The organism is Nitrosomonas sp., from assembly GCF_019752415.1.
In the GTDB taxonomy this organism is placed as follows: domain Bacteria; phylum Pseudomonadota; class Gammaproteobacteria; order Burkholderiales; family Nitrosomonadaceae; genus Nitrosomonas.
This window is the reverse complement of record NZ_JAIEME010000008.1, coordinates 1-25,365: the sequence shown is the minus strand read 5'-3', so window position 1 is coordinate 25,365 and position 25,365 is coordinate 1. Positions and strand designations below refer to the sequence as shown.

General features: G+C 44.4%; 21 protein-coding genes. 4 read left to right on the top strand and 17 right to left on the bottom strand.

Translation table 11 applies throughout. The features are described from left to right. Positions 1-198: 198 nt before the first annotated feature. Together K2P83_RS01905 and K2P83_RS14290 are read right to left on the bottom strand one after the other, a co-directional pair. On the bottom strand, positions 199-1,965 hold the full coding sequence (locus K2P83_RS01905) for a hypothetical protein (protein ID WP_363279300.1): 1,767 nt from the start codon (positions 1,963-1,965) through the stop codon (positions 199-201). Positions 1,966-1,997: 32 nt separating this feature from the next. Next, positions 1,998-2,147 carry a hypothetical protein gene (locus K2P83_RS14290; protein ID WP_363279298.1) on the bottom strand — a complete coding sequence of 50 codons (150 nt, stop codon included), beginning with the start codon at positions 2,145-2,147 and terminating at the stop codon, positions 1,998-2,000. Positions 2,148-2,766: 619 nt separating this feature from the next. On the opposite strand from K2P83_RS14290, the gene mutS reads away from it, so the two are divergent. Continuing rightward, positions 2,767-5,367, top strand: a complete 2,601-nt coding sequence (mutS, locus tag K2P83_RS01900; RefSeq protein ID WP_292926183.1) for a DNA mismatch repair protein MutS — start codon at positions 2,767-2,769, stop codon at positions 5,365-5,367. Positions 5,368-5,396: 29 nt separating this feature from the next. On the opposite strand, the gene K2P83_RS01895 is transcribed toward mutS, so the two are convergent. The 14 genes from K2P83_RS01895 to fnr all read right to left on the bottom strand — a co-directional run bounded on the left by K2P83_RS01895 (position 5,397) and on the right by fnr (position 18,446). Next, a complete protein-coding gene (locus tag K2P83_RS01895; protein ID WP_292926182.1) occupies positions 5,397-5,876 on the bottom strand; it encodes a peptidylprolyl isomerase in 480 nt (159 codons plus the stop codon). Between the two features lie 159 nt (positions 5,877-6,035). After that, positions 6,036-6,632 carry a ribonuclease HII gene (gene rnhB, locus K2P83_RS01890; protein WP_292926184.1) on the bottom strand — a complete coding sequence of 199 codons (597 nt, stop codon included), beginning with the start codon at positions 6,630-6,632 and terminating at the stop codon, positions 6,036-6,038. A gap of 70 nt (positions 6,633-6,702) precedes the next feature. Beyond that, positions 6,703-7,146, bottom strand: a complete 444-nt coding sequence (gene fabZ, locus K2P83_RS01885) for a 3-hydroxyacyl-ACP dehydratase FabZ (protein WP_292926181.1) — start codon at positions 7,144-7,146, stop codon at positions 6,703-6,705. Positions 7,147-7,211: 65 nt separating this feature from the next. Beyond that, positions 7,212-7,709: an OmpH family outer membrane protein gene (locus K2P83_RS01880; protein ID WP_292926180.1), complete on the bottom strand. Its 498-nt coding sequence runs from the start codon at positions 7,707-7,709 to the stop codon at positions 7,212-7,214. A gap of 57 nt (positions 7,710-7,766) precedes the next feature. Continuing rightward, on the bottom strand, positions 7,767-10,040 hold the full coding sequence (gene bamA / locus K2P83_RS01875) for an outer membrane protein assembly factor BamA (RefSeq protein WP_292926179.1): 2,274 nt from the start codon (positions 10,038-10,040) through the stop codon (positions 7,767-7,769). Positions 10,041-10,043: 3 nt separating this feature from the next. Then, positions 10,044-11,411 carry an RIP metalloprotease RseP gene (gene rseP, locus K2P83_RS01870; protein ID WP_292926178.1) on the bottom strand — a complete coding sequence of 456 codons (1,368 nt, stop codon included), beginning with the start codon at positions 11,409-11,411 and terminating at the stop codon, positions 10,044-10,046. Between the two features lie 109 nt (positions 11,412-11,520). Beyond that, positions 11,521-12,708 carry a 1-deoxy-D-xylulose-5-phosphate reductoisomerase gene (ispC, locus tag K2P83_RS01865; RefSeq protein ID WP_292926177.1) on the bottom strand — a complete coding sequence of 396 codons (1,188 nt, stop codon included), beginning with the start codon at positions 12,706-12,708 and terminating at the stop codon, positions 11,521-11,523. Next, on the bottom strand, positions 12,705-13,529 hold the full coding sequence (locus K2P83_RS01860) for a phosphatidate cytidylyltransferase (RefSeq protein ID WP_292926176.1): 825 nt from the start codon (positions 13,527-13,529) through the stop codon (positions 12,705-12,707). The genes ispC and K2P83_RS01860 overlap by 4 nt, the downstream gene beginning before the upstream one ends. A gap of 14 nt (positions 13,530-13,543) precedes the next feature. Continuing rightward, positions 13,544-14,311: a polyprenyl diphosphate synthase gene (gene uppS / locus K2P83_RS01855; RefSeq protein ID WP_292926175.1), complete on the bottom strand. Its 768-nt coding sequence runs from the start codon at positions 14,309-14,311 to the stop codon at positions 13,544-13,546. A 1-nt stretch (position 14,312) separates the two neighbouring features. Continuing rightward, on the bottom strand, positions 14,313-14,870 hold the full coding sequence (gene frr / locus K2P83_RS01850) for a ribosome recycling factor (protein WP_292926174.1): 558 nt from the start codon (positions 14,868-14,870) through the stop codon (positions 14,313-14,315). 49 nt (positions 14,871-14,919) lie between these two features. Then, positions 14,920-15,636: a UMP kinase gene (gene pyrH / locus K2P83_RS01845; protein WP_292926173.1), complete on the bottom strand. Its 717-nt coding sequence runs from the start codon at positions 15,634-15,636 to the stop codon at positions 14,920-14,922. Positions 15,637-15,669: 33 nt separating this feature from the next. Further along, entirely contained in the window at positions 15,670-16,554 is an 885-nt protein-coding gene (gene tsf / locus K2P83_RS01840; protein ID WP_292926172.1) for a translation elongation factor Ts, read from the bottom strand. Positions 16,555-16,686: 132 nt separating this feature from the next. After that, positions 16,687-17,409, bottom strand: coding sequence for a 30S ribosomal protein S2 (gene rpsB / locus K2P83_RS01835; RefSeq protein ID WP_292926171.1), 723 nt, complete (start codon positions 17,407-17,409; stop codon positions 16,687-16,689). Positions 17,410-17,693: 284 nt separating this feature from the next. Continuing rightward, a complete protein-coding gene (fnr, locus tag K2P83_RS01830; RefSeq protein ID WP_292926170.1) occupies positions 17,694-18,446 on the bottom strand; it encodes a fumarate/nitrate reduction transcriptional regulator Fnr in 753 nt (250 codons plus the stop codon). Between the two features lie 239 nt (positions 18,447-18,685). Between fnr and hemN the strand changes: the two genes are divergently transcribed. Beyond that, entirely contained in the window at positions 18,686-20,095 is a 1,410-nt protein-coding gene (gene hemN / locus K2P83_RS01825) for an oxygen-independent coproporphyrinogen III oxidase (RefSeq protein WP_292926169.1), read from the top strand. A 47-nt stretch (positions 20,096-20,142) separates the two neighbouring features. On the opposite strand, the gene K2P83_RS01820 is transcribed toward hemN, so the two are convergent. After that, on the bottom strand, positions 20,143-20,451 hold the full coding sequence (locus K2P83_RS01820) for a cytochrome c (RefSeq protein WP_292926168.1): 309 nt from the start codon (positions 20,449-20,451) through the stop codon (positions 20,143-20,145). Positions 20,452-21,281: 830 nt separating this feature from the next. Between K2P83_RS01820 and K2P83_RS01815 the strand changes: the two genes are divergently transcribed. Together K2P83_RS01815 and rapA are read left to right on the top strand one after the other, a co-directional pair. Continuing rightward, positions 21,282-22,034: a DUF2490 domain-containing protein gene (locus K2P83_RS01815; protein WP_292926167.1), complete on the top strand. Its 753-nt coding sequence runs from the start codon at positions 21,282-21,284 to the stop codon at positions 22,032-22,034. A gap of 254 nt (positions 22,035-22,288) precedes the next feature. Then, the gene (gene rapA / locus K2P83_RS01810; RefSeq protein WP_292926166.1) at positions 22,289-25,192 is read left to right on the top strand and encodes an RNA polymerase-associated protein RapA; all 2,904 of its coding nucleotides are present in this window, start codon (positions 22,289-22,291) and stop codon (positions 25,190-25,192) included. Positions 25,193-25,365: the final 173 nt, after the last annotated feature.

The window sequence follows — 25,365 nt, the reverse complement described above, 5'->3', positions numbered from 1 at the left end:
TTGCGCAAATTATCGCAATATCACATAGTCATTCGGCTTGATCTCTACTGCGCGATGAATTATTCAGCGTTTCCTTAGCGCTTTGGTGCGCTACCGAGGTATTTCGATATCATTATTTTCAATGACACGAAATATTCAATCGAGATTAATTCCAAAACTATTGGGACACGACGTCATTAGAGGCGCCCCTTATTGCAATCAAGCCACCACAAAATCCACCGTCAAATTCTGCCCGACCAGCAACACCGCATCACCCTGCGTATACTCATGATAATAACCGCCCCCGCCACGGTTGCCGCCGTCGATCCAGCCGCTGTCTTCCACAATGATGTGGCCTCCAGCATTGCCATTGACTTTCAGGGTGTTGGTGGTAGTCGACAGATTGCGCAGATCGGCTGCCGTGAGCGTGAGCGTATTGAGGTCGCCCTGGCTGTATAAGGAGATGATTTCGATATCTTTGATGCGATCGCCGGAATCTGCCAGGTTCAGATTCAGGCCAGTACCGGCCAGATGCAGCACATCAATGCCCGCGCCGCCATCGACCGAGGCGAAACTCAGATCAGCGACTTGAATCTTGTCATTGCCTGCACCGCCCTCAAAGCTATCCGCGCCGCCCCGGCCGATCAGTTTGTCGTTGCCGTCACTGGCTTTAAAATGCTCCGCTGCTGAAGTGCCTTTGAGAATGTCATCACCGGGTGTGCCTAAAATTTCAGGTAACGTACTGCCAAAGTCGCTGCGGCCAAAGATGATGTAACTGGAGCCAGCTCCCGAAGCGCTGACAATTAAATCATCAAACCCATCGCCGTTGACATCCCCGGCAGTACTGACTGAGCCGCCCGAAAAATCATTCTCTGTCACCCCATCCAAACGAAAACCATTGCTGCCATTGAGACTGGATAAATTCATCGTAGCAGTGAAACCGGATGCTTGACCGAACACCACGTAACTAGAACCGGAGTAAGAGCCGTTCGGGTCAGCTCTAAAAGCACCGACAATCAAGTCATCAAACCCATCGCCGTTGACATCCCCGGCAGTACTGACTGATTCGCCCGATAGATCATATGTTGCCATCCCATCCAAACGAAAACCATTGCTGCCATTGAGACTGGATAAATTCATCGTCGCACTGAAACCGGATGCTTTGCCAAACACCACGTAACTGGAACCGGATCTATCGCCACTCGGGTCAGCTCCATGAGCCCCGACAATTAAATCATCAAACCCATCGCCATTGACATCTCCTGCATTACTGACTGAGCTGCCCGAAAAATCACCCTCTGTCACCCCATCCAAACGAAAACCATTGCTACCATCTAAGTTGGCAAGATCAAACGTGGCATTAAAGTCCTCAGACTTACCGAAAATTACGAAACTAGAGCCGGTACGGTCATAAACGTGAGGTTCTCCAACAATCACATCATCAAACCCATCGCCGTTGATGTCCCCCGCGCTGCTGACTGAACTACCCAATGAGTTATGGCCATATTCCGAAAACAGTCGAAAACCATTGCTGCCATCCAAACTGAATAAATTCATCGTCGCACTGAAACCAGATGCCTTGCCAAATACGATATAGCTTTCACCGAAGTCGCCGGGACGGAGGGCACTGGGCGCACCAATAATGAAATCATCGAAACCATCTCCATTAATATCTCCGGCACTACTGACGCTATTACCAGCAGACTTAGACGGGGAGGAGCGGAAGCCATTACTTCCATCCAGAGTGGATAAATTTATTGTAGGACTAAACCCAGAGGACTTGCCAAATATCACATAACTGTAACCCTGATCGGAGGGATAGATGGGATCGCCATACAAATCAGGCAAATGAGCCCCCACCAATATATCGTCAAACCCATCGCCGTTGATGTCCCCAGCATTGCTGATCGAATTAAAGTAGATGTCCAGAGATGTTTCTCTATCCAGACGAAAGCCGTTAGTGCCGTTGAGATTAGATAAATCCATTGAGGCATCGAAACCGGATGCTTTACCAAACACTACGTAGCTGGACCGGAAGTACCGACAATCACATCATCAAACCCATCGCCGTTGACATCCCCGGCAGTGCTGACTAATCCGCCGAAACCCCCATCCAAACGAAAACCATTGCTGCCATTGAGACTGGATAAATTAATACTGAAACTCATGATATCGATTCCTTATAAAAAGAGAAAAACACGTAGCGCTTTTGTACGCTACCGAGGTATTTCGATATCATTACTTTCAATGACACGAAATATTCAATCCGGATTAATTCTAAAAACCTCAGCCGGAATTTGTGATAAAAACGGTAAAAACATTGTACTGTCAATTACTTATTATTACAAACATTAACAGATTAGTTGAAAAACTGACTATCTGCGGTGTTAAGAACAGCCTACGAAATGCAGCCAGACAATTGCATAGTCGAAGCGAATAGAAACGAAAGAGTTGAAAAAATCGAGAGTAAAGTTAAGGAGTCTCTGATTAAGTCCTTCGACAGGACGAACGGTACTGTTATTTCGAGCATAGCGAGAAATCGATCCAGTTGATTCTTGATTCGCTAAGATTCCTCACTGCGTTCGGAATGAGAAAGATGAGTTATTCATAATTTTCTTAACGATAACCCGGGCCCCTCTAAAAATCCAAATTTCGTCACAACACTTTGTTGCTCGCGCCTCGTTTTGTTTAGAGCTTTGAATTTTTAGAAGTGCCCTTTAGTAAATGAGATTATTGCAGCACAATAAGGTATTCTCCACTGCGTAAATAATCTGATGTAGAGCCACAATGAAAGCCGAGAAAGATCAGCATACTCCCATGATGCAACAGTACTTGCGTATCAAGGCACAGCACCCCGACATGCTGATGTTTTATCGCATGGGGGATTTTTATGAGTTGTTTTTTGACGATGCAGAGAAAGCGGCCAAGCTCTTAGGAATTACTTTAACGCAACGGGGTGCTTCTGCCGGTGAGCCGATTAAAATGGCGGGAGTGCCCTATCATGCGGCAGAGCAATATTTGGCAAAACTGGTCAAGTCAGGTGAATCCGTAGCCATCTGCGAGCAGGTGGGCGATCCGGCGACCAGCAAAGGGCCTGTTGCACGGGAGGTTACCCGTATCATCACGCCTGGAACATTGACGGATGCGGCACTGCTTGAGGATAAACGTGATTGCATATTATTGGCTTTGTGGGTGCAGGAATCGATTTTGGGATTGGCTTGGCTGAATCTGGCAGCAGGGCAATTACGCGTGATGGAGACATCGCCACAAAATCTGCTGAGCGAGCTGGAACGTCTGCAACCGTCAGAGATTCTAGTGCCAGAATCACTGAAACAAGCTGACCTGCAAGGTAAAAATTGGGCGTTAAAACGATTACCGGTGTGGCAGTTTGATAGCGATACCGCGCTGAGTAATCTTACGCGGCAATTTGAGACGCATGATCTGTCTGGCTTTGGTTGTGAGGATTTGCCGATTGCGCTATGTGCCGCCGGTGCCTTATTGGAATACACTCGTCTGACTCAAGGATCTGTTGCGCTCCATATCACATCATTACAAGCCGAGCGGGATAGTATTTATATTCGGATGGATGCTGCGACACGGCGTAATCTGGAAATTTCCGAAACCATACGCGGTGAACGCTCACCTACGTTGTTGTCGTTATTGGATACGTGCTCAACCAATATGGGCAGCCGTTTGTTGCAGTACTGGCTGCATCATCCCTTGCGGGATCATGCGGCGATACAAAAGCGGCTCGATAGCGTTGCAGCCTTAATCGGAGAAAGTGAGCAGAATAATTATCGGGTCGCGCGGGATCTGCTTCGGCATTTTGTAGATGTTGAACGGATTACTGCCCGCATTGCACTTAAATCAGCGCGCCCGAGAGATTTATCGGGTTTGCGTGATAGCCTGAAACTATTGCCGGAAGTCATTCAAGCCATTGCAAATGGTCCCAGCGAGAGAATTGGTCAATTGAGTCTGGCTATGCAGATTGAACCGGTTCTGGTTGCGCTATTGAGTAAATCTCTGCTGGAAGAACCCGGTGTGGTGTTGCGTGAAGGCAATGTGATTGCCGATGGTTATGATGCCGAACTGGATGAATTGCGTGCCCTGCAAAATAATTGCGGTGAATTCCTGTTGCAGCTGGAAATTCGTGAAAAAGAACGCACCGGCATTCCTAATCTCAAGGTGGAATATAACCGTGTGCATGGTTTCTATATCGAAGTCACGCATGCGCACAGTGAAAAAATTCCCACTGATTACCGGCGCAGACAAACATTAAAAAGTGCTGAGCGTTATATCACGCCAGAGCTAAAAGCTTTCGAAGATAAAGCATTATCCGCACAAGATCGCGCATTGGCACGGGAGAAATATTTGTATGAGGAACTCCTGAATGCACTCTTGCAGTATATCCATCCGTTGCAGAAAATGGCTGTGAGTGTTGCGGAGATTGATGTTTTATGTGCATTTGCTGAGCGCGCGCAAGCGCTTGACTATACCGCGCCGTATTTGTCGCATGAGGAAATTTTTGAGATCGATACGGGTCGCCACCCAGTTGTGGAGAGTCAGGTAGAAAACTTTGTTGCCAATGATGTTCAGTTAGGTGCTGGTCATACCGGGAAACCGCACATGTTGATAATTACCGGTCCCAACATGGGCGGCAAATCTACTTACATGCGACAAATCGCGCTGATCGCTTTGCTTGCACATTGCGGGTGTTATGTACCTGCCAAAAGAGTGCGTCTGGGTGTTCTGGATCAGATCTTTACCCGCATTGGTGCTGCCGATGATCTTGCCAGCGGGCGTTCCACATTTATGGTGGAAATGACGGAAACCGCCAATATACTTCATAACGCAACCGCACAAAGCCTGGTGCTCATGGATGAGGTCGGGCGCGGCACCTCGACGTTTGACGGCTTGGCGCTAGCGTTTGCCATTGCCCGGTATCTAGTGAGTAAAAATCGCAGCTTTACACTTTTTGCCACGCATTACTTTGAATTAACGAAACTGGCTGAGGAGTTTAAGCAAATCCAAAATGTCCACTTGGATGCCGTGGAGTATAAACACCGTATTGTTTTTCTGCATAAGGTAGCCGAGGGTCCGGCCAGTCAAAGCTACGGTTTGCAAGTTGCTGCATTGGCAGGTGTTCCAGAGCCGGTGATCAAAGTGGCCAGAAAGCACTTGATCAAACTGGAACAGGAAAGCGTAAAGAAAGAACCACAGTTGGATCTGTTTTCCTTTTCCATTCCGGAACCGGAAGAAGACATTCCGCAAGAACATCCGGTGATTGCAATGTTACAAAACCTCTCGCCGGATGAACTCAGCCCCAGGCAAGCACTGGAGCAGCTTTATTTATTGAAAAAAGCGCTGGATATGACGAATAACAGTTAATCTGTTGAACAATCGAATGCGCTATTTCTTTAATGCTCATGCCCATGCTCACCATGCACATGCTGATGGGTAATTTCTTCCGCTGTGGCAGGGCGGACTTCAGTTACTGTGCAGACAAAAATCAATCTCATGCCCGCAAACGGATGATTGCCATCGACAATGACGGTATCGTCAGCAATTTCTGTAACTTGGTAGATGATAACGTCGTCTGAACCTTCTGCTCCCCCCTCAAAATGCATGCCAACTGCCACATTATCAGGAAAAGAGTCGCGCGGCTCGACGCGGATTAACTCAGCATCATATTCACCAAACGTATCTTCCGGGTCCATTGAAACCGTGCACGAATGACCAATTTCCATTTCATGAAGCGCTTCCTCAACCAGAGGGAAAATGCCGCCATAGCCGCCATGTAAATAACTGATCGGTGTATCCGTTTTCTCCAGAATTTTTCCGGTGTCATCTGATAATTCATAGTTGAGTGAAACCACGGTATTTTTTTCAATGCGCATTCTAAGTTTGTCCTTGTTTAGTGAGTTAAAAAATTTAAATATTATTAATAATCAGGGTTGTTATTTGTTAGCAGAACTGAATTGAATAGCGATCATTATACCCACAAAGTGATTTTCTTCCTTGCTTTGGGATAAGCGAAGCTCGGCGTTATCGTTGTTCTAGAAAGATTTTTTACTAAATTTTAATGCATTGACAGGCGCAAAACTTTGCCGGTGCATCTCACATGCGCCATGCGTTTGTAATGCAGCCAAATGCTTTTTCGTGGGATACCCTTTGTGTTGATCAAATCCATAGAGTGGAAAACACTCATGCAGTCTTTGCATTTCTTTATCGCGTGCGGTCTTAGCTAAAATCGAGGCTGCTGAGATTTCGGGTATCAGGCTGTCACCTCTAATGATTGTGCGTACTGAGCATTTTAGCCGTGGGCTCTGATTTCCATCGACCAGCACCAAATCCGGTACGAAAGGTAAGCTTTCTACAGCGCGTTTCATCGCGAGCAAACTTGCTTGCAGAATATTTAGCTGATCAATTTCTTGCACCGAGGCAGAAGCAATTGCCCATGCTTCGGCATATTTTTTGATAGCGATTGCCAGCACTTCACGCTTTTTCTCACTCAGTTCTTTGGAATCAGCTAATCCGGCTATTTTGTGGGCAGCATTGAGCACAACACACGCTGCATAAACGGGGCCAGCTAATGGGCCTCTGCCAGCTTCGTCTACTCCGCAAATAACACCAACCGCACTGAAAGTGTCAATATTTTTCTCCGCTAATTGTGCTGCTGATATGCACCAGCATCATACAAATTACAATCTGATAGCTTAACGGCTATACATTTCTCGCAGTGCACATCAGCGTAGCTTCAGTGACGAGCTGTCCATCGACTTCAGCGCGGGCTGAATATTTCCATAGCCCCTTTATTTGCCGTTCTATGGCAACCTTAAGAATTAATTGATCACCAGCCATCACGGGTTTTTTAAAACGAACACCGTCTATTCCGACAAAATAATAAACTGTATCGTCTTTGTTGATTGTATCTACCGTTCTCATCGTCAGAATGGCTGCAGCCTGAGCTAAAGCCTCAACAATCAGGACCCCCGGCATGACCGGATAATGCGGGAAATGCCCCGAAAAGAATGGTTCATTGATGGAAACATTTTTTAATGCAACGATATCCTTGCCGACTTCGTAAGAGATTACTTTGTCCACCAATAAAAGCGGGTAGCGATGCGGCAGGTATTTTAAGATTTCGTGAATATTCATGGAATTCATACTATTTTCCTTTTAATCCAAGATATTTAGTGAGGGCACTGGAACAGAATGCATTGTATTTTTTCCTATTCATTTTCAAGCACATTAATAACTTTATCTGTAATATCAATACGTTGACTTCTGTAAACGGAATCCTGGAGCTGCAATATCAGATCATATTTTTCTGTTTCAGCAATTTTGCTGATCGCTCGATTGGTTCGTTCCAAAATGACACTGTATTCTTCATTCTGGCGTACATTTAAGTCTTCTCGCATTTGCCTTTGCGCGCGTTGATATTCACGACTCAGATTGGCAAGATTTCTTTCTAAATTACGCCGTTCGGTTTCTTCCATGGCGGTGCTGTTTTTTTCAAGCTTGTCTTGCAATGTTTTGGCTTGAACAGCCATTTTCTTGATATCTTCATCACGCGGCACAAATTCCTGATCTATTTTTTTCTGTGCCTGAATTGCCGGCAAGGATTCGCGCAAAATTTTCTCTGTATTTACCACGCCTATTTTGACATCCCCGGCAAAAACCATAACGGGTAAATTGATTGATACTATGGTTATAAAAACTATAACCATAGTGCCCCACTGATCGATTCGTTTTAGACCATTCACTGGATAGGATCTCAACTAATTTTAGAATTGTTGCCCAAACATAAATTGGAAAGCTTGCAATCTATCAACAGGCTGGTCGTTCAAGGGTTCGGCAATACTGACTTTCAGTGGCCCCATCGGCGAAACCCAAGTGAGCGCAATGCCAGCCGAATAACGTATTAAATTAAGGTCAATATTTCTTGCAAATACAGTACCGCCATCTATGAATGCGCTTAAACGAAGTGATCTATCCTCTTTCATGAAGGGAACTGGGAAGAGCACTTCGATATTGCCGACTACGCGCTTGCTGCCGCCTAATGAAAGATTTCTATCATCGCGAGGACCCAAGGAATTCAAATCATAGCCCCGCACGGAATTATTACCCCCGGCAAAGAAGTTCTTGAAAAAAGGCAGTGAACGTCCGGTATACCCGTCCCCGTACCCAAATTCACCATTCAGCATCAGAGTAAGATTATCTGTAATTGGGTAGAACCATTTCTGATGGTAACTTATTTTATAATAATCCAAATCTCCGCCGGGTACACTGACTTCACCAAATAGCCGGTGCGTTGTTCCTGAAGTGGTCCAAATAGCACTGTCACGGCGATCACGTGCCCAACTGAGCGTGAGTGGAAAATTGTTGGTCGATTTTCCAAACTCGGTAACGAAATCTTTATTGCGTTGCGGGCTGTCAGCAAAAACGCCTAGCACTGTATTTTCTGCTGCCAGACCTATAGATACGATATCATTTTCAGCGATCGGTATGCCGAGCCGGACACCTGCACCGACAGTTTCGGTTTTGAATGTACCGACACGGGATAGGGGCCGTGTATCCAGGTCACGTTTGTAGACATCAAAGCCGAGACTTACTCCGTTTACTGTAAAATAGGGATTGGTAAATGAAGCGGCATAGGTTTTGTTAATGGCGCCTGTATTGACATCAAGGCTAAAAAAGTTACCGGTACCAAAAATATTGTTCTGTGAAATTGAGCCGTTCAAAATTATGCCTTGACGATCAGAATACCCTGCACCAAACATGATTGATCCGGTTGGTCTTTCTTCTACTTTGACATTGATATCCACCTGATCGGTTTTATTGGGCACAGCGGGCGTTTCCACATTAACACTGTTAAAGAAAAATAATCGGTCAACGCGTTGTCTGGAAATGTTAATATTTTTAGTGGAATGCCAAGCACCTTCCATTTGACGAAACTCACGACGTATCACCTCGTCGCGCGTACGATCATTGCCGGTAAGGTTGATACGTCGGATATAGACACGTCGGCCTGGATCAATAAAGAATGTAAATGCCACTTGCCGTTTTTCGTGATCCAATTCCGGTGATGCATTGATATTGGCAAATGCATAGCCGTCATCACCTAAGCGGTCGGTAATTAATTTAGTGGATTCGGTCAATTTTTGGCGTGCAAATACTTCTCCAGCCTTTAGTAATATCAGTTTACGTATCTCTTCTTCCGGCACTAAGAGTTCTCCGGCTACATTAATATCGGAAACTGTGTATTGGGCACCTTCGGTAATATTGATCGTGATATAGATATCGCGCAAGTCTGGCGTTATGGAAACTTGAGTGGATTCAATATTAAATTCGAGATAACCTCGATCAAGATAATAAGACCGGAGTGTCTCTAAATCGGCGGATAATTTCTGTTTTGAATACTGATCATTTTTGGTGAACCAGCTTAATAAGTCAGGTTTCCGGAGGACAAGTAAACCGCGTAACTCACGATCTTTAAATTTTTCGTTACCGACAAAATTTATTTTCTTAATTCTGGCTGTCCGGCCTTCACTGATATCAAAATTAATTGCAACACGATTACGTTCCAATGGGGTAGTCGTTGTCGTGATTTTGACGGCATATTTTCCTCGGCTGATATATTGGCGTTTTAATTCTTGTTCGGCTCTGTCCAAAAGCGAGCGGCTGAAAATACGCGATTCCGATATGCCGGCTTGTTTTAAGCCTTCTAGCAGTTTATCTTTCTCAAACTCTTTTGCACCATTAATACTAATTTGTGCGATAGCCGGTCGTTCTTCAACTTCTACGATTAGAACGCCATTCTCAGATTTTAATTTTACGTCTTTGAAGAATCCGGTTGCATAGAGTGCCTTGATCGCTTCTGTTGCCTTTTCTTCATCAAGTGTATCGCCTACTTTAACAGGAAGATAGCTGAATACCGTACCGGCCTCAGTGCGTTGTATGCCTTCAACGCGAATATCCTTAACAATGAAAGAATCGCCGGCCCAGGATGAGAAAGCATAAAAGAAGCTGACAAGTGCTACAAAATACCGGAATTTCATTATCTAACCAGTAATAAGCCGATTAATATCGTTATAGATGGCAAATGTCATGAGTGTAAACAGCAAGGTTAAACCGATTTTTTGCCCAATCAAAATAGTTTTGTCAGAAAGAGGGCTTCCTTTAATTATTTCAATAAGATAATACATTAAATGCCCGCCATCTAGAATTGGGATTGGCAGTAAGTTCAGAACACCGATACTGACACTGATCAGCGCAAGAAATGCCAGATAGGATACCAATCCAATCTGCGCAGATTGACCGGCATAGTCGGCAATTGAAATCGGCCCGCTGATATTCTTCCAAGATACATCGCCGGTAATCATTTTGGATAACATTTGTAATGTCAGTATGGTTGTTTCCCAAGTCTTCTCAATAGCTTTCTGGAATGCTTTGCCGGGAGGATAGCTGACTGTGACAAGCAATTCTTCAAATTCGGACTGATTAACCACGGGTGCTACGCCGATCTTACCCACTTGCTTGCCATTTTCTGTAGTTTTCTCCGGTGTAATGGCAATTAATATGACTTGATTATTACGCAAAATATCTAGCTCCAGGGTGTTCTCCGGGTTTGTGCGTATCTGTTGAACAAAGTCCATCCAGGTATGAGTTTCAGTATCATTGACAGCTAAAATTTCATCGCCTGCTAACAAACCGGCATGCTGACCAGCACCATCGGCAACTACTTGTCCGATAACCGGCTTCAGAATAGGTTGATAGCTGCTAAGACCGACAATTCCTAGGAAATTTTCATTGAGCTTATCCGGGTCAATATGACTTAAATCCAGTTGCCGCCAATTGATTTCGCCATTTTTATTAATGGTTTGTACTTTTACGTTTGCTGATTGATCAATGGCATAGCGTAATAAGGTCCAACGAGCATCTTGCCAACTGGCAACCGATTCGTTCTCGATAGTGACAATGGTTTCACCTTGCTCAAAATTTGCATACGCAGCAGGAGAGGCGGGCTCTATTGGACCAAGCACTGGTTTCATCCCATTCACACCTAGAATGAAGAGTAGCCAGTATAAGATAATAGCTAGCAAAAAATTGGCAATGGGACCAGCTGCAACAATGGCAAAACGGCGTGCTACCGGTTGACGGTTAAATGCGCGGGGTAAATCTTCATGCGCTACTTTTCCTTCATTCTCATCCAGCATCTTGACATAGCCGCCCAGTGGAATGGCTGCAATGACCCATTCTGTTTTGTCTTTTCCCAAACGCTTGCGGAAAATGGGTTGGCCAAAACCGATGCTGAACCGTAATACTTTTACGCCATTCCAGCGTGCTACCAGATAATGACCAAATTCATGAAATGTAATCAGTATGCCTAAGGCAATAATGAAAGAAATGATAGTATAAGCTATTGTCATATCAGGGAAGTACGTGAAAAGTGCGTCTATGGGAAGATTTTAACTGCACGATACTATCATTATCAATGAAAAATTAAATCGAGTCATGGCAGGCAGTTTTTCTCACTTTTTACTGCAGATTTGCAAGCCACTCGCGTGCTACGTCGCGAGCCAGAGTGTCTGTTTTCAATACATCCTCTAATGTTGTCATATCTTCTTGTTGTACTGTTTGCATAACATGTTCAATCATAGCTGGGATGGCAGTAAACTTCATGCGTTCTTTAAGAAAGGATTCTACAGCAATCTCATTTGCGGCATTGAGTACTGCAGGCATATTTCCGCCTGACGCAAGCGCTTGGTAGGCTAATCCCAGGCATGGAAATCTTTTAAAATCAGGTTCCTCAAAATCAAGATGCGCAACTTTGAACATATCTAAAGCGGGCACTCCGCTTTCTATCCGTTCGGGATAACCCATCGCGTGCGCAATTGGAGTACGCATGTCAGGATTACCCAATTGCGCTATGACAGAGCCATCGACATAGGCAACCATCGAATGAATCACACTTTGTGGATGAATTACGACCTGAATTTTATCTGGAGGTGCATCAAACAACCAATGCGCTTCAATTACTTCCAATCCTTTATTCATCATGGTGGCAGAGTCGACAGAAATCTTCTGTCCCATGTCCCAATTGGGGTGCGCACAGGCCTGTTCTGGCGTTACTTTTTCCAGCGTAGCTAACGGTGTACACCGAAATGGTCCACCCGAAGCAGTGAGTAGTATGCGGCTGATGCCGTTCGTGGATAAGTTACCATTGAAATGGTGTGGTAGAGATTGATAAATTGCATTGTGTTCGCTATCGATAGGTAGCAGTGTTGCGTTGTTTTGTTTGACCAGATCCATGAAAATACGTCCGGCCATCACCAGAGTCTCTTTATTGGCAAGCAATACAAGTTTCCCGGTTCGAGCCGCAGCAAATGTTGGACGAATACCGGCAGCACCTACAATTGCTGCCATCACAGCATCCACTTCAGGAAGAGAAGCTACCTTTTCCAATGATTCAATACCCGATAATACTTCGGTATCTATCCTGGCTGCCTGAATTGCGTTGGCCAATTGCTCCGCACTGTCTCTATCCAGCATTACCGCATAACGCGGCTGGAAGCGTTGGCATTGCGAGAGCATTTTTTCAACATTTTGATTGGCAGTTAATGCAAATGCCCGAAAGCGGTTAGGGTGGCGTGCTATCACATCCAGTGTGCTCTCTCCAATGCTGCCGGTGGAGCCGAGTATCGTTATTTGGCGGACAGTTTTCATAAATCAGGCGAATAAAAAATAAGTAGTGCCAATATGGCGAATGGCAGTGAAGAAGTCAAAGCATCAATCCGATCCAGTATTCCACCATGCCCTGGCAGAATATTTCCGCTATCCTTGACATTGGCATAGCGTTTTATCAATGATTCGTACAAATCACCGATGATGCCTAATATGGCCATCAATAACAGCAGTGGTAGCAACTTTGCAGCTAAAGATTCTTCATTAAGCCAGAAATCCCAAATCAAGCCATAAATTAATACAGCAATTAAAGCACCGGCGACGCCTTCCCAAGTTTTATTCGGACTAATAGTGGGCGCAAGTTTGTGCTTGCCAAACGATCGTCCGGTAAAATAAGCTGCTGTATCGGAAATCCAGATGGTTGCCATAAAGCCTAGTAAAAGTAATGGACTGATAGCACGTAACTGATAGAGCGCAAGACAGGTTGGTAACAACAGCATCCAGCCGATTAGCATCCAGATATATGGGCTTTTAACAAGAAAGAGCTGCTTCAGATATAACGGTGCACATACTATCCAGAATGCAGCTGACAATATATATATCCACATTGGATCTGACGAGTAGGCGTCGACTTTTACAGATTCACTTAATTGAAACAATAATTCTCCACCTGCCAAAGTCGTGAGTAACATAAAAAATATCGTATTTCTGACAGAAAATCTAGCCAATTGACTCCATTCTCGGGATCCGATAACCGTCAGAGCAAGTAACAAAGTAGCCCAAAAAATATCTTGCAGGAAAAATAATGCCGAGAGGAATAAAGGCAATGCGACAATTGCTGAGAGAATGCGGGCTTTAAGCATTTAAAATTTTCTTCTTATCCTTTAGCAGATATGCCCATTTGAATTTGTTCGCTTGTGCAACCAAACCGGCGCTCTCGCTCCTGATACGATTGAATGGCTAACTCCAGTTCATGTTCGTCAAAGTCAGGCCATAGCGTATTGGTAAAATATAATTCTGTATAAGCAAGTTGCCATAATAAAAAATTACTGACCCGGCATTCTCCGCCAGTGCGAATAAACAAATCCGGCTCAGGAGCATAGCTCATAGAAAGGTATTGCGCCAGGTTTTCTTCTTCAAAATTAAGTGGTAAATTCGTTGATTGCACAATCATTTTTCGCATGGCCTGCATGATATCCCAACGGCCGCCGTAGTTGGCTGCTATGGTAAATGTGAGGCGTGTATTTTCGGCAGTCAGTTGTTCGCCAATCTGAATGGATTCTATGATCTTAGGATCAAATTTTGATAAATCACCGATTACTTTAAAATGAATGCCATTTTCATGGAGCTTTGTAATTTCTTGTTCTAAAGCACTAAGGAAAAGTTGCATCAAAGAGGTAACTTCGTCAGTAGGGCGCCGCCAGTTTTCACTGCTAAAAGCAAATAGAGTGAGATAGGAAATATTGCGTTCCATGCAAGACTTAATAATACCACGAACCGTTTCAACACCTTGTTTATGTCCAGCAATACGGGGTAAGTAGCGATTCTGAGCCCATCGGCCATTACCATCCATGATAATAGCGATATGTTTTGGGATTGATCCTGTTTCAGGTATCTCTCGGGTTGAGCTCGGGCCTTGAGGCATATCAAACAGCCATCAATTCGGCTTCTTTAACTTGTAAAACTTTATCGATCTCTGTGATATACCGGTCAGTAAGCTTCTGGATATCATCTTGGCCACGACGCTCATCATCTTCCGATACTTCTTTGGATTTTAATAACTCTTTTAAGTGAGCATTCGCATCGCGGCGAATATTACGCATGGCAACACGGACAGCTTCCGCTTCATGTTTTACCACTTTGATAAGATCACGGCGCCGCTCTTCTGTGAGAGCAGGCATTGGTACACGAATAGTTTCACCCACCGGCATCGGATTTAAACCCAAGTCAGACTCACGAATTGCCTTTTCAATTGCACCGCCCATTTTCTTTTCCCAAGGGATAACGCCAATCGTGCGTGCATCGATTAGATTGATATTCGCTAATTGGTTAATCGGCGTTTGCGCACCATAATAATCAACCGTGACATGATCCAATAGCCCAGTATGAGCTCGGCCACTTCTGACTTTACTCAAATCTACTTTCAATGCTTCCAGGCTTTTTTGCATTTTCTGTTCAGCAGATTTCTTTACATCGGCAATCATAATATCTATTCCTTTCGCATCTGTTCTCAGGAAGCTAACTATTTTTGAATCAGATTGTTACCAAGGTTCCTTCATCTTCTCCCGTGATTATACGTTTTAGAGCCCCGGCCTTGAAAATACTAAATACATTCAGCGGCAATTTCTGATCACGGCATAATGTTAACGCCGTTGCATCCATTACTTGCAAATTTTTGGCAATAGCTTCATCAAAAGATAATTTATGGAAACGAGTTGCATCCGAATCAATTTTTGGGTCGCTGGTATAAATACCATCCACCTTTGTTGCTTTAAGCATGATATCCACATTCATTTCCATGCCACGTAAAGCAGCTGCGGTATCGGTAGTAAAAAAAGGATTGCCCGTTCCTGCTGCAAAAATCACTATCCTACCATCTTTCAGATAACGCATTGCTCGTCCGCGGATATAAGGCTCTACCACCTGCTCGATTCGCAAAGCTGATTGTATGCGCGGCACCAGCCCAACCAATTTCATGGCATCTTGCAGGGCTAAAGCATTCATCACAGTGGCTAACATACCCATATAATCTGCGGTAACACGCTCAAGCCCATCATTGGCTGATTTCATGCCGCGAAAGATATTCCCACCGCCTACAACAATTGCAATTTCAACGCCAAGTTTGCTAACTTCTTCAATTTCAGAAACAATTCTTCCCATTACGGTATGGTTAATACCATATTTGTCTTCGCCCATTAGGGCTTCGCCGGATAGCTTTAGCAAAATACGTTTATAAGTAACAGTGGTCATTGATTATAAATTTGAGAATTATGGTAGTTTGCTTTATTTGGCTTGTTCCATCTGTGCCTTTACTTCTTCTGCAAAATTTTCAGATTTCTTTTCTATTCCTTCGCCGACGATGAACATTGTAAAACTATTTACTTTGGCAGATTTCTTTGCCAATAATTTTTCTATAGTTTGCTCTGGATCTTTAACAAAAGGCTGACCTAGCAAAGTTATTTCGGCTAAATATTTTGCAATGCGGCCATCAACCATTTTCTCAATAATATTTGCTGGTTTTCCACTTTCGGCAGCCTGAGCTGTATAAATCTGGCGTTCATGCTCCAATACATCTGCAGACACCTGCTCTTTTGATACACACATCGGCTTACTTGCGGCAATATGCATCGCGATATCCTTGCCTAATGTTTCGTCGCCACCGACATAATCTACCATCACGCCAATCTTGGTTCCATGCAGATAATAAGCCAGTTGTCCTTTTGTTACGTGACGTCCGCACCGGCGAATACTGATGTTCTCTCCCAATTTCATAATCAATGCTTTGCGAACTGTCTCTATGGTTTCGCCAGTTGACAACGACGCATCGCTGAGCGCTGAAATTTCGGTCAAGTTCTTTGTTGCAATAAGCTCAGCCAGTCTTTTGGCAAAATCAATAATGTCCTCATTTCTGGCAACAAAATCTGTCTCACAATTAACTTCAACCAGCGCGCCACATTGACCGTCTGCTGAGACATAGGTACCAATTACACCTTCGGCTGCGATTCGGCCTGCTGCCTTACTTGCTTTGGCACCACTTTTGATTCTCAACAGATCTTCTGCTGCTTTCATATCGCCGTTAGTCTCCGCCAAGGCTTTTTTGCAATCCATCATGCCAAGCCCGGTCATCTCACGCAATTCTTTTACCATGCTTGCGGTAATATCCGCCATATTTACTCCAGATACAAAATTTAGTTTATGAATAGGATATAGATATTTATTAAGACAAAGATATGCTTATCATAAAGGCTATTATTAATTTATAAAGCCAGTATGCTAATACAAATGCAGAATTATCGTCTTTTACTCGGCTTCTGCACTCATTTCCACGATTTCCTGAATAGATTGATTACGTCCTTCAAGAACAGCATCGGCTGCGCCACGAGCATATAAACGTATTGCCCGGCTTGAATCATCATTTCCAGGAATCAGGTATTGCAATCCATCTGGATTATGATTGGTATCGATAACGCCAATTACCGGGATGCCAAGTTTCTTGGCTTCTGTGATAGCGCCTTTTTGATATCCAACATCTATAACAAATAACGCATCCGGCAGGCCTTTCATATCTTTGATACCACCTAAGCTACTATTGAGCTTATCCAATTCTCGATGAAGATCGAGCGCTTCTTTTTTTACAAGTTTGTCTAACGTCCCATCTTGAACCATTGTTTCCATATCTTGTAAGCGCTTAATGGATTGTTTGATGGTTTTGAAATTAGTTAACATGCCGCCTAACCAGCGTTGATCCACATAGGGGGATCCACATCGCGTTGCTTCTTCGCGTACAATATCGCGTGCTTGCCGCTTAGTGCCTACAAACAAGATAACCCCTTTGTTTGCTGATAGTTGACGCACGTATTTCATGGCTTCTTCATACATCACCAAGGTCTTTTCTAGATTGATGATATGGATTTTATTTCGATGGCCGAAGATATAAGGCGCCATTTTCGGATTCCAGAAACGTGTCTGATGCCCAAAATGAACGCCTGCTTCCAACATTTGACGCATAGTTACTGATGACATAAATATTCTCCATTAGGATTGAGCCTCCATTCATCCCAGCCGCTCTAATTTGTTTTAGGGCATTTAGACAAATGTGCGAATTTAATTTGACCTGCATACCATGCACTCTCACGTAGATAGTCAAATTATCATTGCATTATAGCATTTTCTTATGCTTACTCAAGCTGACAAGATTTGAATGAAGAGATGAAGATGGTGTTTATAGTTCGAGGGAGTACTTTACTGCTGTAATATCAAACGTGATCGAAGACCATATTATGATTTGAAGACGGCGTTGGCAATTCTCAAGTAATACAAGATGAGTTTCCCATTTTCATTCTTAAGCGGGCAATATCGTTGATTCTGATGTGTTTATTATCAACGGTAATGATATCCTCGTCTTGTAATTTAGAGAAAGCACGGCTGACAGTTTCTAACTTAAGACCAAGATAGCTGCCAATTTCCTCGCGAGTCATACGCAGGTTGAAATCGGATTCGGAATAACCACGCACAAGAAAGCGGCGCGACAAATTCAGCAGAAAAGTTGCTAAACGTTCTTCAGCTTTCATGCTGCCCAGTAACAACATAACGCCATGATCCCGCACTATTTCACGACTCATCATTTTATGAAAATGGCGCATAAGGGACGGGATAATTCGGCTGATTTCTTCTAATTTGGCAAAGGGAATTTCACATACTTCGCTATCTTCAAGAGCAATCGCATCACAAGTGTGTGTGTCTGTGCTGATAGCGTCCAAACCCAGCAATTCTCCAGTCATATGAAAACCGGTAACTTGCTGCCGTCCATCTTGTTCAAGAACGCAAGTTTTTAGAAATCCGCTACGAATAGCAAATAATGATTGGAATTTTGCACCTGTGTGATGCAGATAACCGCCTCGCTGAATCTTGCGTTTATGACTTACCACATCACCCAAAACTTGAATTTCATCATCATTAAGGCCGACCGGCAAACATAGTTCACGCAGACTACAAGTAGCACAACTTGATCTTATGTGCGAGATATCAAGATGATTACGAAGTGGAGTATTGTGAAGCAAAGTATTTTCCGAACGTAGGGAATTACATTTTTAGAGAATTACATTTCAGTGTTTTGATTGATCTGAATCAAAATTAATATTTTTGATTCAATTACAATTTTACCGATTTTATTAAAAAGTAGATATTCTTTTTTGACATTGCGTTGTGAATAGATGTGTGATTGAGCGGGGTGGTCGGCGCGTGATGTTATTTGATCCAATTTTCTTTAGGCTACATTCTTCACAAAGTGAGATCCCCAGTGCATCCATTGTTTTTTTCCGGCCTATCTTCTGATTTGTCTAAAATCAATTCAGATCTTATTCGCCGTTTTGGGGGCAATTATTCTGACTATCGTCTGTATCCAGGCACAGATTATTTTTTTGAAGCATTTGATGCACACGCCTATTCATCCTGGCTGAGTAATCGCAAATCGGGACACTTGCGCCGCCCCTTATCGTTGTATGTGCATATTCCATTTTGCACTTCTTTATGTTTTTATTGCCATTCTAATCAGATCATTCCCAATGATGATGACATAAAAATATATCTTGATTACTTGGTACACGAAATTAGACTTCAAGGACAATTTCTCAAAGACGACCCAAAAGTTGAGCAATTATATTTTGGAGGAGGAACCCCAACCCTCCTGAGTGATACTCAGTTAAGTGACATTATGAAAGAAATCCGCCAAAATTTTAATTTGGTAGAAGAGGGAGAATATTGTATAGAGATTGATTCACGGCAAATTACGCCTGTTTCTCTTCAGTCATTGAATGAAATGGGATTTAATTGCGCGATTATTGGTGTTCAGGATTTTGACTATCTGGTACAGCAATCCATACAACGCCTACAAACAGAAGATACTACGTTGCGTGCCATAGGTGACGCGCAACATGCCTGTTTTAAAACGGTCAGAATTGAATTGATTTACGGATTACCGAAACAAACTGTAAAGAAGTTTGAATACACCTTGGGAAGAATCATTTCTGCGAGCCCAAATCAAATAAACTTATTTAATTATCTGCACTTACCGGAAAAATTCAAGCCCCAGCGAAACATCAATCAAGAAGATTTACCCGATACAGAAACCCGGCTTGAGATGCTGTTGTTTGCAATTGCTCGATTAACAGATGCCGGTTATAGCCATATTGGCATGAATCTTTTTGCCAAGCGCGACGACCAATTGATCATAGCGCAGCGGCAAGGTGGGCTTCATTATGGTTTGCAAGGATATTCAATTCATCCTGATGGTGATCGTATTGCATTAGGTCTATCTGGAATTGGATGCATTGGTCCAACCTTAAATCAGAATCATTGTGATCTTCTGCAATACTATGACAAACTGGATCGAAATATCCTACCCATTTTACGAGGCATTGAATTAAGTGCCGATGATCTGATACGGCGTTCCGTGATGCAAGCACTGATTTGTCATTCAGTACTCTCATTTGAATCAGTGGAAATTTATTTTCCAATTGAGTTCAAGCACTACTTTGCAACAGAGTTAACCGAGCTTTTAGTGTATGAGCAAGCTGGTTTGATAACATTAGATGATGATGAGATCGTTGTGACAGCTATGGGGCAGTTGCTACTGAGCAGTACTTGCGGAGTTTTTGATAAATATTTGCGCGCCAATCAGCAGCGCAGAAATAACTCGATGCTCCTATGAATTTATTTTGCCTGGGCGATCCGCTGGGATTCCCAGGCAAGAAAAAATTATTTGACTTCGCTGTTAGTTAAAACATATTCCGCTAAACGATCTGCAGCCTCGCCCTGAATATTCTTGAATGCGGGCATTCTCATACTTCCCGATTGAAATTTCTTGATAACCGCATCCTTATTGGCAACTTTCTCACTGAGTATCATGGCAACGTTTGCACTTAAAGGTTTATGGCATTCGGTACAAGCCGTGCTAAAGATCTGTTCACCAGTCGCGCCGGCTGGCGGGGTATAGTCTTTACTAGCGCCACAACCGGCTAATATAAGCAGCGCCGATAGTGTTAATGCAAAATTTAATTTTTTCATTTTATAACTCCAGTTCGTTTTAGTTCAAATAATATCGAGAAAGATCTCGACCCAAGATCTATATATAAATTGTTATTTAAGGGCACTTCTAAAAATCCAAATTTCGTCACAATACTTTGTTACTTGAAAAAAGTTTCCTTACATATCAAACATATGCTGCGTAACCATTTTTTCTCGTGCCTCGTGTAGTTTAGAGCTTTGAGTTTTTAGAAGCACCCTTAAGAAATATTAATCAAGCTTCACAATTTAGCTGACCTAACATACCTACTAATGTGACAACTTGTCAAACAAATGTTTTTTAAAATCTATTAATCAGTACGGATTGATTTCTTATACGCTTCATCTATAAGAGATGCTCGGTATTGTTACGAAATTCAACAAAATCGCAGCCATCATAAAATTGAATCTTCTTCAATAATCAAGGGATTTTTAGCTAAAAAAACAACGCTGGCTGTTATTTCTTTGATGCCATTCTTTTTCTTTACAATTTCTTAACATTTGGCATGCTAGTGTGCGCGCTGACGCAATAAAAATATGATCAGAATTTCTTAATTCTTAACTTAGGTTCTTAAATCTTAATTAGAATTAGCTGTAATAACACCACTCATGATAGTTGTTTTTCTTGACACTTTCTTGACAATTACTATGCTAATGTGCGCGACAGCGTAATAAGAACGATATCGATTTATTAGTGAAAGAATGGCGTGTTTTTTGAAAAGATAGAGTAAGCAGCTACTAACAATCAATACTACGTGAGTTGATGCATGCTGTATTCAGAATACATTTACTAACTGTTTTACGGAATCAAATTAATTTGAAAAGGAGATTGCATGTTTAAGAAAATAAACAAATTTATTACATTGGCAGCGCTTGGTTTGGCTTTTAGTAATCCAGCTGTTGCAGACAATACCGTAGAAGATTTTCAAGTATGGGGAAATGCGACAGCACTGGGTAATTTTGGTTTCATAAATCCTCAGAATCCTGACTTGAAAAAATTCAGATGGTGGATGGAAGGACAGGGACGTTTTGGTAATGATGCCACTCAATTTACTCAATCCCTAATACGTCCCGGTTTAGGATATGCGGTCACTGATAAAATTGTTGTGTGGGCAGGTTATGCGTGGGCACCCACAGCTGAACCGCTAGCGGCGCGTCCATTTAATGAGCACCGGATTTGGCAACAAGTGACTTGGGCTGATAATTTTTCATTCGGCAGGTTGTCGACACGAAGCCGTTTTGAGCAACGATTCTTCGACCATAATGCGCCCATTGCTGGTAATGATGATGTAGGTCATCGATTCCGCCAATTAGTTAAGCTAGCGGTTCCAATGCCAACAATAGATCCAAATCTTAGTTTTATCGTTCAAAGTGAATTGTTTATCGCCATGAATACCGTTGATAATCCTGCTTTTATTTCCCGTGGCTACGATCAGAACCGTGCCTTCGTTGGACTGGGTTATAAAGTCAATCAGTTTGCTACCGTTGAAGTGGGTTACATGAACCAATTCATCAACAGACCGCATAGCGCTCGTGCTGATCAAATGATGCATAATTTTGTAGCTAATTTGTTCCTGAATTTTTAATCAAATAATTTGACCATAGTATTTTTGTGGCATGTCATTCAATGTTTCTTAGAGCCGATTAACTTTCTAAACTTTAGAAAGTTAATCGGCTAAAATTTTTCCACACGCCTTGTTACCTTAGCAGGTGATTATCAACCGGCTTCTCGCATTCCTACTTCTGCTCCTTTTATTGAATCTAACCAAACTCAAGAAATAGTAATATTTCTTACCATTTTCTATTACTATACTGCTCCTTTCTGATCACAAATTAATACATGCACGATTTTAAGCCCGGTCAGCGTTGGATTTGTGATGCTGATTTGCAATTGGGTCTTGGTACTGTTCAAACTGTTGAACACCGGATTGTCAGTATCAGCTTTAAGGCAGCGGGCGAAACCCGCTCCTACGCCAAGCTTTCTGCACCGCTAACGCGTGTTATTTTCAAAGCAGGCGATAGCATCAGCAGTCATGACGGTATTCCATTGAAAGTCATTCGTGTTAATGAGCGTGATGGTTTAATTGTCTACTTAGGCGAGCGCGAAGGAGGCGGCCGGATTGAACTGGCCGAAGCACAGTTAGCGCATCACCTGCAACTGAATCGCCCATCGGAACGTTTGTTTGCGGGTCAATTTGATCGAGATAAATGGTTTCAGATTCGCTATCAATCTTTGTTGATACGCAACCAACTGGCAAACAAACCGCTGTATGGGTTGGTAGGTACCCGCACCAATCTGATTCCGCACCAACTCTATATCGCGCACGAAGTTGCGCGCCGTTATGCGCCGCGTGTTCTGCTGGCTGACGAAGTGGGCCTGGGGAAAACCATCGAGGCCGGGCTGATTTTGCACCAGCAATTGCTGACCGAGCGCGCCGAGCGCGTGCTCATCGTAGTTCCGGAAACCTTGATTCACCAATGGCTGGTGGAAATGTTGCGGCGTTTCAATTTGCAATTCAGTATTTTTGACGAAGCGCGCTGTTTGTCGCTGGAAGAAAGCGACGAAGACGAAGAAGGCGGAAAAGATCAGCAAGGCGAAAATCCGTTTCAAAGCGAGCAATTGGTGCTGTGCAGCCAGCATTTTCTGCGGCAAAATCCGAAGCGCTTTCAGCAAGCGCTGGAAGGCCGCTGGGATTTGCTGGTGGTCGACGAAGCGCATCATTTGCACTGGTCGCCACAAGCCGCCAGCCCGCAATACGCCATGATTGAGCAACTGGCCATGCGCACGCGGGGGGTGCTGCTATTGACCGCGACCCCGGAGCAATTGGGTAAAGCCAGCCACTACGCCCGCCTGCGTCTGCTCGACCCGCACCGCTTCAGCAGTTTTTCCGAGTTTATCATCGAGGAGCAATCGTACGAACCGATCGCAAAAGCGGTAGAAGCCTTGCTCGAAGGCCGGACATTAAACGATGACACGCGTCAGCTCATCGCGGACGTGCTCGACCCAACCCAAGCGCAAACATTGCTGGCGGAGCTGCAAAACCAGCAAGCCCGGATTAAGCTGGCGGAATTATTGCTCGACCGGCACGGCACCGGGCGCATCCTGTTCCGCAACACCCGTGCGGCGGTCAAAGGATTTCCCGAACGCAAACTGGTGGCCAGTCTGCTGCCGTTACCGGCGGAATACCTGCCAAGCCTGGTGACGTTTGAAACCACGCCGTTATCCAAACCGCAATTGCTGCTATGCCCGGAACTGATCTACCAAGTGCCATGCGAAGAGGATCAACCGTACTGGACCGAAATCGACCCGCGCGTGAATTGGCTGATTGCCACGCTCAAGCGCGTGAAACCGGAAAAAGTGCTGGTCATCGCCGCCAATGCGCAAACCGCACGCGATCTGGCGCAAGCGATGAAACAATCGACCGGGCAATTTATTCCGGTATTTCACGAGAGCATGAGTTTGATTGAGCGCGACCGCGCCGCAGCGTTCTTTGCCGATAAGGAAACCGGCGGTCAGGTGCTGATCTGCTCGGAAATCGGCAGCGAAGGCCGCAATTTCCAGTTTGCGCATCATCTCGTGCTGTTCGATCTGCCGCTCAATCCCGATTTGCTGGAACAGCGCATTGGCCGCTTGGATCGCATCGGCCAGACGGAAACCATTCAAATCCATGTGCCCTATCTGGAGAACAGCGCGCTGGCGGTAATGTTCCATTGGTACCATGAAGGTTTGAATGCGTTCGAAAAAACCTGCCCAGCCGGTCAAACCGTGTTTGTAAAAGTGGAAGACCCGCTCATCGCCGCGCTGCATCAACGCCAAACCCAGGCGGAAGCGCTGACCGGATTAATCGGTATCACGCAAACGGCGCATCAGGCATTGAACGAAGCACTCGAGCGCGGGCGCGATAAGTTGCTCGAATACAACTCGTTCCGGCCTAGCGCGGCGGAACAGCTCACGCAAGCCGCGCACACGCAGGATGACGATCCAGTGCTGCCGGAATATATGGAAACGGTGTTCGATTGTTGCGGCGTGCATATCGAAGACCACCGTACCGGCAGTTATTTGATCGAGCCGAGCGAACACATGAGCATGCCGTTTCCCGGCTTGATGGACGAAGGCTCGGTCATCACCTATTCACGCGATGTCGCACTGGCCAATGAGGATATGCACTTCCTGACGTGGGAACACCCGATGGTCACGCACGCGATGGAACGGATTCTGAGCCACGAAAGCGGTAACGCCGTGGTGGTGGCGCTGAAACACAAACAAGTACAACCCGGCACCTTGCTGCTGGAAACGCTGTTTGTGCTCGAAGCAAGCGGGCACAACGTACAACAAAGCAACCGCTACCTGCCGCCTGCGGTAATCCGCATTTTATTGGATGAACAAGGCAACGGCGACTATCCGCACCTCAACCACAATGCGATCAATCAGCACCTGCAACCGGTCGCGACCGGCATCGCCAAGCAGGTGATTCAACTGAAAGAAGACGCGATCCGCGAATTATTGACCGCGAGCGAACAGCAAGCGAGCGCGCAAGCCCCGCAACTCATCGCCGAAGCGGATGCGCGCATCCAGCAAACCTTCACCCCGGAAATCGAACGTCTCAAAGCCTTGCAACAAGTGAACCCGAACGTGCGCGACGAAGAAATTCAATTCTTTGAACAACAACTGCAACAACTGACCAATGCACTGAAATCCAGTAACCTGCGGCTTGATGCCGTGCGGGTGATTGTGGCGACGTAAATTCATCAGAAATCGGCAATGCAAAAAAAGCAACATCAAAAACGGGATTGCCGCTTTTGCGGGAATGACGAGAGGAGCGGTAATATCGGCGAGAAGGCGGAATGATGGCTCCGGCTGTGTATTTGCTGGCCAGTCAAAGAAACGGGACGCTCTACATTGGCGTGACATCGAAC

What these genes read in the sequence shown, in the direction of transcription:
- K2P83_RS01905 (WP_363279300.1), bottom strand. Translation starts at nt 1,965, where the DNA reads ATGGATTTATCTAATCTCAACGGCACTAACGGCTTTCGTCTGGATAGA.
- K2P83_RS14290 (WP_363279298.1), bottom strand. Translation starts at nt 2,147, where the DNA reads ATGAGTTTCAGTATTAATTTATCCAGTCTCAATGGCAGCAATGGTTTT.
- mutS (WP_292926183.1), top strand. Translation starts at nt 2,767, where the DNA reads ATGAAAGCCGAGAAAGATCAGCATACTCCCATGATGCAACAGTACTTG.
- K2P83_RS01895 (WP_292926182.1), bottom strand. Translation starts at nt 5,876, where the DNA reads ATGCGCATTGAAAAAAATACCGTGGTTTCACTCAACTATGAATTATCA.
- fabZ (WP_292926181.1), bottom strand. Translation starts at nt 7,146, where the DNA reads ATGAATTCCATGAATATTCACGAAATCTTAAAATACCTGCCGCATCGC.
- K2P83_RS01880 (WP_292926180.1), bottom strand. Translation starts at nt 7,709, where the DNA reads ATGGTTATAGTTTTTATAACCATAGTATCAATCAATTTACCCGTTATG.
- bamA (WP_292926179.1), bottom strand. Translation starts at nt 10,040, where the DNA reads ATGAAATTCCGGTATTTTGTAGCACTTGTCAGCTTCTTTTATGCTTTC.
- rseP (WP_292926178.1), bottom strand. Translation starts at nt 11,411, where the DNA reads ATGACAATAGCTTATACTATCATTTCTTTCATTATTGCCTTAGGCATA.
- ispC (WP_292926177.1), bottom strand. Translation starts at nt 12,708, where the DNA reads ATGAAAACTGTCCGCCAAATAACGATACTCGGCTCCACCGGCAGCATT.
- K2P83_RS01860 (WP_292926176.1), bottom strand. Translation starts at nt 13,529, where the DNA reads ATGCTTAAAGCCCGCATTCTCTCAGCAATTGTCGCATTGCCTTTATTC.
- uppS (WP_292926175.1), bottom strand. Translation starts at nt 14,311, where the DNA reads ATGCCTCAAGGCCCGAGCTCAACCCGAGAGATACCTGAAACAGGATCA.
- frr (WP_292926174.1), bottom strand. Translation starts at nt 14,870, where the DNA reads ATGATTGCCGATGTAAAGAAATCTGCTGAACAGAAAATGCAAAAAAGC.
- pyrH (WP_292926173.1), bottom strand. Translation starts at nt 15,636, where the DNA reads ATGACCACTGTTACTTATAAACGTATTTTGCTAAAGCTATCCGGCGAA.
- tsf (WP_292926172.1), bottom strand. Translation starts at nt 16,554, where the DNA reads ATGGCGGATATTACCGCAAGCATGGTAAAAGAATTGCGTGAGATGACC.
- rpsB (WP_292926171.1), bottom strand. Translation starts at nt 17,409, where the DNA reads ATGTCATCAGTAACTATGCGTCAAATGTTGGAAGCAGGCGTTCATTTT.
- K2P83_RS01820 (WP_292926168.1), bottom strand. Translation starts at nt 20,451, where the DNA reads ATGAAAAAATTAAATTTTGCATTAACACTATCGGCGCTGCTTATATTA.
- K2P83_RS01815 (WP_292926167.1), top strand. Translation starts at nt 21,282, where the DNA reads ATGTTTAAGAAAATAAACAAATTTATTACATTGGCAGCGCTTGGTTTG.
- rapA (WP_292926166.1), top strand. Translation starts at nt 22,289, where the DNA reads ATGCACGATTTTAAGCCCGGTCAGCGTTGGATTTGTGATGCTGATTTG.